Source organism: Patulibacter sp. NPDC049589, assembly GCF_040675535.1.
Lineage (GTDB): Bacteria > Actinomycetota > Thermoleophilia > Solirubrobacterales > Solirubrobacteraceae > Patulibacter.
In genome coordinates this window covers 72,145-83,500 of record NZ_JBFAPC010000002.1, presented here as the reverse complement: position 1 = coordinate 83,500, position 11,356 = coordinate 72,145, and the positions used below count along the sequence as shown (strand labels likewise).

Genomic DNA, 11,356 nt, shown 5'->3' with positions numbered 1-11,356 from the left:
CGTCGCGACGGGGACGCCGCGCAGCTCGGCCGCCAGCGCGGGGCCGAGCGTGAGGATGTCCGCGACGACGACGTCGGGGGCGAAGTCGTCCACCATGTCCCGTCCGTGCACGCCGCCTCCCGTCGCCGACGGATTCCCGCAAGGAGCGGGCGAGACGTCTCCGCGAGCCTCCGCGGTGTGTCACCCTCGACGACCCCGCGGCCCCCGGACGGCCGCGACGACGCCCGGATGACGACGACCGACCACCACCGAACGACCCCCGGACGACGCCCCGCGCGCGGCCGACCCGGCCGTTTGCAGGGGGTTGCCGAGCGCCCGCCCGTCGCGTCCGGGCCGGGGCCTAGCGTGGATCGCATGGTCTCCTCAGCGACCGCCGACGCGCGGGTGGGCGTGCCGGTCTCGGCCCACCACCCGCTGGGGACCTCGACCGGGCACCTCGTCGAGCTGCGCGGCCAGTGGGACCTCCTCGTGCGCCGCGCGCTGGACGTCTCGACGCTGGCCGTCGAGCTCGCCGCGCTCTCGGAGCCCGAGTTCGTGTCGCTGTGCGCATGGCTCGCCGACGCCGGCCGCGGGCTGCCGTTCCGCTTCGTCAGCGTGCACGCGCCGACGAAGCAGCTGTCGATGCCCGAGGACGACCTCGTCGCCCTGCTCGCCGCCCTGCCGGCGTCGGTCGACGCCGTCGTGATGCACCCCGACGTGCTGCGCGCCCCCGCCCGCTTCGCCGCGCTGGGCCGCACCCTGGTGCTCGAGAACATGGACGCGCGCAAGGGCGACGGCCGCACCGCCGCCGAGCTCGAGCCGTACTTCGCCGCGCTCCCGGACGCGGGCTTCTGCCTCGACGTCCCGCACGCCGGCACGATCGACCCGAGCCTCGCACTCGCGCACGAGCTGCTCGACGCCTTCGGCGACCGCCTGCGCCACGTGCACGTCTCCTCGGTCGACGAGGGCTGCCACCACGTCCCGCTGACGGCGGAGGACGAGGCCGCGTTCGGCCCGATCCTCGCCCGCTGCCGCGACGTGCCGTGGATCCTCGAGGCGGACCTGCCGCGCCGCTGAGCCCGGCCCCGCCGGCCTCCTCCACCCCTCGACGGCCGTCGTCCCGATGCCGCGGGCGCCCCGCCGGCCCGGCCCCGCCGTTGCAGGACCGGTGACCCCGCCCCCGCGGCGGTAGCGTCCCGCGCGTGACGGACACCCCCCAGGGCGCGCTGGACGAGCTCGCGACGCACGCGCGCCGCGGCTTCCCGCAGCTGCTCGCCGCCCGCGACCGGACCGAGCACGACCTCGACGACCTCCGGCGCCGGCTGCGCGGGACGCCGTGCGACCCCGCCTCGTCCGTCGTGATGATGGGCTCGTGGGGCCGCCGCGAGCGGACCACCGGGTCCGACGACGACTACCTCGTGCTCGTCGACGGCGAGCGCCCGGACGACGGCGCCCCCGCCGTCGAGCCGCAGGTCTCGCGGCTGGACGGCCTGCTCGGGATGGGCGAGGCGAAGCCCGGCACCCAGGGGATCTTCGGCCAGCAGGTCTTCGTGGGGCCGATGGTCCGCCACATCGGGCTGGAGGAGGACGGCAATGCGAACCTCACCCAGCGGATGCTGCTCCTGCTGGAGTCGGTGCCCGTAGTCGGTCGCGAGGCGTACCGCCGCTCGCTCGAGCAGGTCGTCGATGGCTACCTGGCGGGCGAGGCGAAGGACTACCGCCCGCCGCGGTTCCTGCTCAACGACCTGATCCGCTACTGGCGCACGATCTGCGTCGACTTCGCCGGCAAGGCCCGCGCGGACGAGCAGAAGTGGGGCATGCGCAACGCGAAGCTGCGCCTGAACCGCAAGCTCCTCTTCGCCGGCGGCCTGATCCCCGTCCTGCACTGCCACCTGCACCGGCGGGACGAGCAGCGCGCGTTCCTCCTCGACGCGCTGCAGGCCCCGCCGACGGACCGGCTCGCCCACGCGTTCCTGCGCCACGACGCGATCGACGAGGGCGTCCGCGCGCTCGGTGCCTACGACCGCTGGCTCGGCCTGCTCGGCGACCCCGAGATGCGCGCGCACCTGAACGGCCTGACGCGCGAGTCCGCCGCGGGGGACCCGCGCTTCCGCGAGGTCCGCCGCCTGGCGAAGGAGTTCGAGCAGGGCCTGCTCGCCCTCCTCTTCGAGACGAACCTCAGCCCGCTGGCCCGCGAGTTCGTCCTCTTCTGACCCCCCGGTCGGTCGCACCGAGACACCGTCCGGCCGACGATCGACCGACCCCCACCCCGCCGAGCCGAACCCCGGCCCGCGCGGTCGATCCCGGACACCCCCTGGCCGACGATCGACCGACCCCCACCCCGCCGAGCCGAACCCCGGCCCGCGCGGTCAATCCCGGACACCCCCTGGCCGACGATCGACCGACCCCCACCAGGCGGGACCCGGGCCCCGCCCCCGCGGTCAATCCCGGACACCCCCTGGCCGACGATCGACCGACCCCCACCCCGCCGAGCCGAACCCCGGCCCGCGCGGTCGATCCCGGACACCCCCTGGCCGACGATCGACCGACCCCCCAGCCAGGACGGGGCGTCCCGCCCCGACCCGCCGGCACTCGGGCGCGTCAGGCGTCCCGCACCCCCGACCCCGGCAGCCCGGTGTCCGCCGCCAGATCCGCGAGCCTCGCGGCCGAGCGCCGCTTCGCGCCGTCCGGGATCAGCCGCGAGATCGGCACGCGGTTCCGCGCCATCGCCCGGTACGCGACCGACGCGAGCGGCCGAGGGATCAGCCGGCCGACCCCGATCGCGGCCCGCGCCCACGGCGCCGACGTCCGCGGCGCGAGCCCGTCGAGCACGTCCGCCTGGCTGCGCAGCCGCTCGCCATCCCACAGGTGCCACGACGCCAGCCGGGTCGTGCCGTCGAGGTGTCCGAGGTGCTCGTCGCCGAGCGGCCCCTGGATCGCCGCGAGCCGGAACGCGCCCGGACGGGCGGCCCGCGCGAGGTGCACGACGCCCCACACGCAGAAGCGGCACTCTCGGTCGTAGAACAGGAGCGCGGGGTCGGCCATCCCCGGTTCATACCCGGTCGCGGAGGCGACCACCACGGACGCCCGTCCCGGAGCGGCTCCCGCGGACCCGCAGCCGTCCCTGCCGACCCGAACCGCCGCCGCCCCGGAGCACCCCGCCGCCCCGGACCCGCCTCCGCCGACCCCGCTGACCCCGCCGCCCCGGTGCCGCCCCCGCCGGCCTCGCCGACGACGCGCCGCGACCGGCTCCACCCCCGTGGCCGCCGAGGACGCCCGGTCGACCGGCGACACTTCCGTCATGGCCGCCGTGGACGCCCCGCCCGCCGACGAGCCCGCCGGGCGGCGCGGCCTGCTGGCGCCGTGGTCCGCCCACGGGCCCCTGCCGCCGCTGCTCGTCGGGCTGACCGTCCTGACCGGGATCGTCGACGCGGTCAGCTACGTCGCCCTCGGTCACGTCTTCGTCGCGAACATGACCGGCAACGTCGTCCTGCTCGGGTTCGCGCTCGCCGGCGCGCCCGACCTGTCGATCCCGGCGTCGCTGGCGGCGATCGCGCTGTTCCTCGTCGGCGCCGGCGTGGGCGGGGCGCTCGGACGGCGCCTGGGCCACCACCGCGGCGGGCTCCTGCGCACCAGCGCCGCGTTCGGCGCCGTCCTGCTGCTGGTCGGCGTCGTCGCGGCCCTGGGCGCCGACGAGCCCGTGGACGGCGCGCGGCGCTACGTCCTCATCGCCGTCCTGGCGATCCCGATGGGCGCCCAGAACGCGGTCGCCCGCCGGCTCGCGGTCCCCGACCTGACGACGACCGTCCTGACCCTCACGCTGACGGGGCTCGCGGCCGACGCCCGGATCTTCGGAGGACCGGGCGGCTTCGGCGGCCCCGGCGGCGCGGGTCTGCGACGCGTCGCGGCGGTCGCGGCCATGGGGTTCGGAGCACTGGCGGGCGGGCTGCTGGTGCTCGAGGTCTCCCCCGCCGCGGCCCTCGGGCTGGCCGCCGCCGTGTCCGTCTCGGTCGCGCTCGCCGCGCACCGGGTGGCGCGCTCGACGGAGCCCTGGGCGACGCGCTGACGGCCCGCCGAGTGGCGACGCGACCGGGGGCCCGCCGGCCCGGGCCGCGCGCCGCGGCCGCCGACGAGCCGCGCAAGCGCGACGCGGGGTCCGTGCCCACCGACCGCTCCCGCCGTCGCGAGCGCGGCCGCCGAGCCACGAACCGACGCCACCTGCCCCCCGTTCGGCGACCCGTCGTGCGCAAACGGACGCCGGCGCGCCTCCCGCCAGCCACCGCGTCACGGCGGAAACACTCACGACGTGATGAAAACCGGCGGACCGGTTCTCGCCTGAGGGGACAGAATCCCGAGGCCCCTGCGCATACCCTGAGTCCCATGGCAGAGGTCCGCGATCAGAACAACACCGTGGTGCGCGAGCACAAGACGATGTCCCGCGCCACGCGCTGGATCAACATCGTCGCGGTCACGATCCCGTTCATCGGGGTCCTGATCGCGATCGTGCTCCTGTGGAACTCGGCCGTCACCGGGTTCGACATCGCGATGGCCGTCGGCATGTACCTGATCTCCGCGTTCGGGATCACGATCGGCTACCACCGGCTGCTGACGCACGGCGCCGTCCAGGCCAAGCCGTGGGTCCGCTACATGTTCGTGATCGCCGGCTCCACGGCGATCGAGGGCCCCGCCCTGATCTGGGCGGCCGACCACCGCAAGCACCACGCGCACACCGACCAGGAGGGCGACCCGCACTCCCCGCACGTCGGCGGTGGCGAGGGGCTCCGCGGCCTCTGGCACGCGCACGTCGGCTGGCTCTGGTCCACGGAGATCGAGCGCGGCTGGCCCCGCAAGCACACGCCGGACCTGCTCCGCGACAAGGGTCTCGTCCGCATCTCCAAGGCCTTTCCGTACATCGCGCTGATCGCCCTCGCGATCCCGTTCTTCGCCGGCTGGGCCTACCACGGCGACGTCGCCGGCGGCCTGCAGACGTTCATCTGGGCCGGGCTCGTCAAGGTCTTCTTCATCCACCACGTCACGTGGTCGATCAACTCGATCTGCCACTTCTCGGGCTACCGCCGCTTCGACATCGACGACCACTCGCGCAACAACCCGGTGCTTGCGATCCTCTCCCTCGGCGAGTCGTGGCACCACAACCACCACGCGTTCCCGCGCGCCGCGTCGCACGGCTTCCGCTGGTACGAGGTCGACCTCTCCGCGCTCGTCATCCGGGGCTTCGTCAAGGCGGGCCTGATGAGCAAGCCCGTCTACATCAGCCGCGAGAAGCAGGCGACGATGCTGCCCGGCGCCGTGAAGGCCGACACGCGCTCCGCGGTCGCCGCGGACTGACCGCTGGGGGCTCCGGCCCGCACCCCGCCGTTCCCGAGGCCCGCGTCCACGACGCGGGCCTCGGTCGTTCCGGCGGGACGAGCCGGTGCGGCGCCGATCGGCGCCGCGTCCCGGGCCGGCGACGTCGAGGGCGACGTCCGCGCCGCCGGGCGGACCGGACGCCGGACCGGCCCGTCGGCCGCCCCCGTCTCCGACACGCCGGATCGCCGCCGCTCCCGACGACGGTCCAAGGGCGCGGGCCCGACCATGGTCTAGCGTGAACGTGCATGTGTGGAATCGCCGCCGTGTACGCCTCGGGCAGCTCGCCCGACGCCGAGGCCGGGGTCCGGATGCTGTCGCGGCTGACGCACCGCGGCCCGGACGACATCGGCCAGGTGGCGGTCGACGACGTCGCGTGGCTCGGCCACACGCGCCTCTCGATCGTCGACCTCGCGGGGGGCCGCCAGCCGCTCGGCGACCGCACCCTGTGGCTCGTCGGCAACGGCGAGGTCTACAACCACGACGACGTCCGCCAGACGCTCGACGGCGCGCTCTTCGACACCGCGTCGGACAACGAGGTCGCGCTGCACCTCGTCGTCGAGCGCGGCGTCGAGGCGCTCGCCGAGCTGCGCGGCATGTGGGCGATCTGCCTCGCCGGCCCGCCGAACCCGGATCCGGAGAACAAGCCGGACTGGATCACGTTCCTCGCCGCGCGGGACCCGATCGGGATCAAGCCGCTCTACTGGGCGCGCCGCGACGGGCAGGTCCGCTTCGCGTCCGAGATCCGCGCGTTCGACGAGGACTGGCGCTGGGCGGTCGAGACCTTCCCCCCGGGCTGCGCGTGGACGCCGGAGCACGGCCTGGTCCGCTTCGCCGACGCGGTGCCGCCGGAGGCGATCGACGTGCCGAAGCTGCCGGGCCCGAGCGAGCCCGGCGCGCCGATCCCGGACGACATCCTGCGGTCGACGCGGGAGACGCTCGCGGACTCGGTCGACCGCCACATGATGGCCGACGTCGACGTCGGCGTCTTCCTCTCCGGCGGCCTGGACTCCAGCCTGATCGCCGCGCTCGCGCAGGACTTCCTGAAGGCCCGTGGCCGGACGCTGAAGACGTTCGCGGTCGGCACCGAGGGCTCGTCGGACATCCTCGCCGCGCGGGTCGTCGCCGAGCACCTCGGCACCGAGCACCACGAGGCGCTCTACACGGCCGCCGACGCCGCGGCCGCGCTCGACGAGGTGATCCGCTCGATCGAGTCGTTCGACCCCTCCCTCGTGCGCTCGTCGGTGCCGAACTGGTTCCTCGCCCGCCTGGCCGCCGAGCACGTGAAGGTCGTCCTCACCGGCGAGGGCGCGGACGAGCTCTACGCGGGCTACGACTACTACCACGACGACTTCGCGGAGCCGGAGGACCTGCACGGCGAGCTCGTCCGCACGATCCGCGGCCTGCACGACCTGAACCTCCAGCGCGCCGACCGCGTGACGATGGCCCACGGCCTCGAGGCCCGCGTGCCGTTCCTGGACCGCGAGGTCATCGCGCAGGCGCTCTCCCTCGCGCCCGGCTGGAAGGCGTCGGACACGACGAAGCCGCAGCAGCTCGAGAAGCGCGTCCTGCGCCACGCGTTCGACGGCTGGCTGCCGGACGCGATCCTCTGGCGCCCGAAGGAGCAGTTCGGCGACGGCTCCGGCGCGGCCGAGGTCCTCCAGGACACCCTGGAGCGGACGATCACCGAGGACGAGTTCGAGCGCGAGCGCACGATCGTCGACCCGCCGCTGCGCACCCGCGAGGAGCTCGCGTACCACCGGATCTACGCCAAGCACCTGGGCGGCGTCCGCCCGGAGCGGACGATGAGCCGCTTCGCGCGGTCGTGAGCGCCGGCCTCAGCCGGTGATGCCCACGATGGCCGCACAGTCCCAATTCCGGGCGCCGGCGCCGCCGTTCCAGAGCTTCGCGGCGAGGCGGTCCTGCTCGGCCTTGGACGCCTGGTAGGCGTTCGGGGTGCTGCCGCCCAGGGCCTTCCAGGTCGCCGGCATGAACTGGTAATAGCCGGAGGCGCCGAGGTAGTTCGGCGTGAAGTTCTGGCCGCCGGACTCGCACTGCACGATCGCCCACGGGATCGCCCAGCTGCTGCCGCCGCCTTTGCTACCGCCGACGGCGCGGGGCGTGGCGGACGGGGCGGTGTACTGCTTGGCGGCCTTGGCCTGCGCGGCCTCGAGCTTCGCGAGCGTCCTCTCGGCGCCGCGGCGCTTGGCGCGGGCGTTGGAGAGCGCGTCGACGCGGGCCTGGTGCGCCTGGGCCAGCGACGCGCGGCGCTGCTCCAGCCCGGCGGTCATCGACGCCATGGCGTCGCGGCGGGTGGCGGCCTGCTGGGCCTCCCGCGCCTGCGTCACGCGGAGCCTCGCGAACTGCGCCTCGTCGGTCTTCGCGGCGTCGCGGGAGTCGCGGACGAGGTCGACGAGCTTCGTGTCGCTGGCCTGGACGCGCTTGAGGAAGTCGATCCGCTCGAGCAGCTGGGAGAAGCCCTTGGAGCTCACGACGACGTCGATGACGCCGGGGCGGTCGGCGGTGTAGCGGTTGCGCAGCACGGCGGCGAGCTGGTCGCGGCCCTGCTCCAGCTTCCGGCGCAGGCGGACGAGCTTCGCGCGGGTCGTCCGCAGGTTCGTGGTCGTCGCCGTCAGCTTGCCCTGGGCGACGCCGTACTCCTGCTGGACCTCCGCGAGCCGGCCCTGAGCGGCGGCGACGGCCTTCGACGCCGAGGCCTCGAGCGCCCCGAGCTTCTGGGCGGTCGTGCGCAGCTGGCGCTCCCGGCCCTTCTGCTGGTCGATCGTGCCCTGCAGCTGGGAGCTGCTCTGGGCGCCGGGCGCGACGCGCGGGAGGACCGCGAACAGCAGCAGGGCGATGAGCAGGCCGCCGGCGACCACGCCGGTGCGGCCCCTGAGGGCGGAGGGTACGAGCATGATGGGGGTGCGTCGGGGCGGCAGCCGGACGCGACCATCGAGAGTAGGTGCGGCGGGCGACCGGGCCGAGCGCTGCACGCCATCCTGCGGTGCTCCTCCGGAGGCTCGGCCGGACCGGCGCGCGCGGCCGGCGGCCCTCCTCCCCCGCCCCTCAGCCCCCGCGGACCCCGCGCCGCCGCAGCGCGAGCTCGAGCGCGAAGCGCGCCTCGGCGTCCTCGGGGTCGACGTCGAGGGTCTCGCGCAGCCGGGCCATCCGGTAGCGGACCGTCTGCGGGTGCAGGTGCAGCGCCTCGGCCATCCGCGGGCCGTGGCCGCGGTGGTCGAGCCACGCGCGCAGCGTCTCGAGGTGCCGCTCGCGGCGCCCGTCGGGCTCCGCGTCCAGGGGCCCCAGGACGTCGGCGGCGAGGTCGTCGGCGGCCTCGCCGTCGCCGTGCACGACGAGGTCGGTGAGGTGCCGGTCGGCGAGCACCGGGCCGTCCCCGGCCGTGACCCGGCCGGTCGCCACGAGGCCCGCCAGGGTGCTCGCCCGCCGGTGCGAGCGCGTGACGTCCGCCCACCCGACGACGGGCCCGATCACCGCGGCCGTCCCGGCGAGCGCGCCCTCCGCGCGGGCCAGGACGCCCCGGGCGGGCACGAGCGCGACGGCCACCCCGTCGACCACGGCCGCGACGATGCGCGGGTCGATGCGCAGCAGGTCCCCCGGCCCGTCGGCGCCCGCGACGACCACGACGGCCAGCCGGGCCGGCGGGGTCCACTGCAGCTCGACGGCGGCGGCGTCGAGGTCCTCCGGCGCGCGGTCGCCGACCACGAGCCGCACGAGCCGGTCGCGGGAGCGCTGCGTCGCGCCCGCCCGCAGCGACTGCTCGTGCGCCCAGCCGGTGACCGAGAGCCCGGCGAGCCGGTGGATGTAGGCGAAGATCGCCTCCCCCAGCGGCACCAGCACCGCCGCGTCGGCACCGTCCTCGCGCACGACGTCTGCGAACCGCCGCCACGCCACGCGCGCCCCGGTCCGGTAGGCCGACTGCAGCGCGTCGAGCGTCCGTCCCGCCCGGACCTCGCCGCGGCCGAGCTCCTCGATCATCCGGTCGTTCTGGGACTCGCGTGCCGGGTCCTCGACGAACGCCACGAACTCCCCGAGCGAGAACTCGACGCCGCGGCGGACGACGCGGCCGAACTCCCCGCTGAACGGCCGCCGGTACTCGGGGACGTCGGCCCGGATGGCGACGAGGATCTCGTCGGCCACCGACGGCAGCACGGGCCGCAGGACGGCGCCGAGCTCGGACGGCAGCGCCGCGATCCGCTCGCGGACGTCCTCGGTGGCGTCCGTCGCGTCCGCGGGGCTCATCCCGCGATCCTACTCGCGAAGTGATGACCCGGCGGACGGCGACGGCGGACCCGAGGGCCCGCCGTCGCCGTCCTTCATCCGATTCGGCGCAGAACGCCGGGCTTACAGCTGGACGATCACCGACTTCGTCTCCTGGTAGGCCGAGAGGACCTCCTCGCCCATCTCGCGGCCCCAGCCCGACTGCTTGTAGCCGCCGAAGGGCAGCGCTGCGTCGTAGATGTGGTACGTGTTGACGTGCACCGTGCCCGCCTTGATCCGCGCCGCGAGCTTGTGCGCGTTGCTCAGGTCCTTGGTCCAGATGCCGGCCGCGAGCCCGTAGACCGAGTCGTTGGCCTTGGCGGCCAGCTCGTCGACGTCCTGGAACGGCATCGCGACGACGACCGGCCCGAAGATCTCCTCGCGGACGATGCGGGCGTCGTCCGTGGTGTCGACGAGGACGGTCGGCTGCACGAAGTAGCCGGGGCCGTCGATGGCGTTGCCGCCCGCGACCGCCCGGGAGCCGGCGTCGGTGCCGATCTTCAGGTAGCCGGTCACGCGGTCGAACTGCTCGGAGGAGACGAGCGGGCCCATCTCGGTGTCCGGCTGCAGGCCGTGGCCGACCTTGATGGTGTTGGCGGCGTCGCTGACGCCCGCGACGACCTCGTCGAAGAGGTCGTTCTGGATGTAGAGGCGCGAGCCGGCGGTGCAGACCTCGCCCTGGTTGAAGAAGATGCCGTTCGCCGCGCCGGCGATGGCCGCCGGGACGTCGGCGTCGCCGAGGATGATGTTCGGGCTCTTGCCGCCGAGCTCGAGCGAGACGCGCTTGAGGTTCGTCTTGCCGGCCGCCTGGGCGATGAGCTTGCCGACCTCGGTCGAGCCCGTGAACGCGACCTTGTCGACGTCCTCGTGCTCGGCCAGCGCGGCGCCCGCGTCGCCGAAGCCGGTGATGACGTTGAGGACGCCCGGGGGGATCCCGGCCTCGAGGGCCAGCTCGCCGAGGCGGATGGCCGAGAGCGGCGTCTGCTCGGCGGGCTTCAGGACGATCGTGCAGCCGGTGGCCAGCGCCGGGCCGACCTTCCAGGCCGCCATCAGCAGCGGGAAGTTCCACGGGATGATCTGCGCGACGACGCCGACCGGCTCCTTCGTCGTGTAGGCGTGGAACTCGCCGCCCGGGATGTAGGGCAGCGACGGGCGGACGGTGGAGCCGCGGAGCTTCGTCGCCCAGCCGCTCATGTACCAGAAGTTGTCGGCCGCGAGCGGGACGTCGGCGGCCGCGGCGACGGCCTTCGCCTTGCCGTTGTCGAGGGAGTCGAGCTCGGCCAGCTGGTCGAGGTTCTCCATGATCAGGTCGCCGAGGCGGTGGATGACGCGGCCGCGCTCGGACGGGGTCATCGACTTCCACGGGCCGTCGAGCGCCTTGCGCGCGGCGCGCACGGCGCGGTCGACGTCCTCCTTCTTGCCGTGCGCGACCGAGGTCAGGACCTCGCCGGTGCCGGGGTCGATCGTCTCGAACGTCTCGCCGTCGGCGGCGTCGACGTGCTCGCCGTCGATGATCAGCTGCTTGGTGCCCGACAGGAAGGCGCGGGCGTGGGTGCCGGGGGTGACGCTGGCGGTGGCCATCGAGTGCTCCGTGGTGCTTGCGTGGCGACGACGCTCTCCGCGTCGCCGGGGTCAGTGGGGCGACCGTACGCCCGCGCACGTTGCGCTCACGTCACAACGGGCGAGCGTTTGCGCGCCAACTCTCCGCGGCGCGGTGCGTAGGCCGCCGCTCGTG

9 protein-coding genes are annotated in these 11,356 nt (G+C 74.9%); 5 read left to right on the top strand and 4 right to left on the bottom strand.

The window, feature by feature from the left end:
* Positions 1-354 precede the first annotated feature (354 nt).
* Complete coding sequence (locus tag AB0L40_RS00725; protein ID WP_364347703.1) at positions 355-1,056, top strand: hypothetical protein; 702 nt, start codon at positions 355-357, stop codon at positions 1,054-1,056.
* Positions 1,057-1,181: 125 nt separating this feature from the next.
* Positions 1,182-2,192 (top strand): hypothetical protein, encoded by a 1,011-nt coding sequence (locus AB0L40_RS00720; protein ID WP_364347700.1) that lies wholly within the window; start codon positions 1,182-1,184, stop codon positions 2,190-2,192.
* A gap of 388 nt (positions 2,193-2,580) precedes the next feature.
* On the opposite strand, the gene AB0L40_RS00715 is transcribed toward AB0L40_RS00720, so the two are convergent.
* Positions 2,581-3,024 carry a DCC1-like thiol-disulfide oxidoreductase family protein gene (locus AB0L40_RS00715; protein WP_364347697.1) on the bottom strand — a complete coding sequence of 148 codons (444 nt, stop codon included), beginning with the start codon at positions 3,022-3,024 and terminating at the stop codon, positions 2,581-2,583.
* Positions 3,025-3,280: 256 nt separating this feature from the next.
* On the opposite strand from AB0L40_RS00715, the gene AB0L40_RS00710 reads away from it, so the two are divergent.
* The 3 genes from AB0L40_RS00710 to asnB all read left to right on the top strand — a co-directional run bounded on the left by AB0L40_RS00710 (position 3,281) and on the right by asnB (position 7,172).
* The gene (locus tag AB0L40_RS00710) at positions 3,281-4,045 is read left to right on the top strand and encodes a YoaK family protein (RefSeq protein WP_364347694.1); all 765 of its coding nucleotides are present in this window, start codon (positions 3,281-3,283) and stop codon (positions 4,043-4,045) included.
* 314 nt (positions 4,046-4,359) lie between these two features.
* Positions 4,360-5,325 carry an acyl-CoA desaturase gene (locus AB0L40_RS00705; protein ID WP_364347691.1) on the top strand — a complete coding sequence of 322 codons (966 nt, stop codon included), beginning with the start codon at positions 4,360-4,362 and terminating at the stop codon, positions 5,323-5,325.
* Positions 5,326-5,591: 266 nt separating this feature from the next.
* The gene (gene asnB, locus AB0L40_RS00700) at positions 5,592-7,172 is read left to right on the top strand and encodes an asparagine synthase (glutamine-hydrolyzing) (protein WP_364347688.1); all 1,581 of its coding nucleotides are present in this window, start codon (positions 5,592-5,594) and stop codon (positions 7,170-7,172) included.
* 9 nt (positions 7,173-7,181) lie between these two features.
* On the opposite strand, the gene AB0L40_RS00695 is transcribed toward asnB, so the two are convergent.
* The 3 genes from AB0L40_RS00695 to AB0L40_RS00685 form a co-directional block, all read right to left on the bottom strand.
* Positions 7,182-8,258, bottom strand: a complete 1,077-nt coding sequence (locus AB0L40_RS00695) for a transglycosylase family protein (protein ID WP_364347685.1) — start codon at positions 8,256-8,258, stop codon at positions 7,182-7,184.
* Positions 8,259-8,409: 151 nt separating this feature from the next.
* Positions 8,410-9,603, bottom strand: coding sequence for a helix-turn-helix domain-containing protein (locus tag AB0L40_RS00690; RefSeq protein WP_364347682.1), 1,194 nt, complete (start codon positions 9,601-9,603; stop codon positions 8,410-8,412).
* 102 nt (positions 9,604-9,705) lie between these two features.
* On the bottom strand, positions 9,706-11,202 hold the full coding sequence (locus tag AB0L40_RS00685) for an aldehyde dehydrogenase family protein (protein ID WP_364347679.1): 1,497 nt from the start codon (positions 11,200-11,202) through the stop codon (positions 9,706-9,708).
* Between the last annotated feature and the right edge of the window lie 154 nt (positions 11,203-11,356).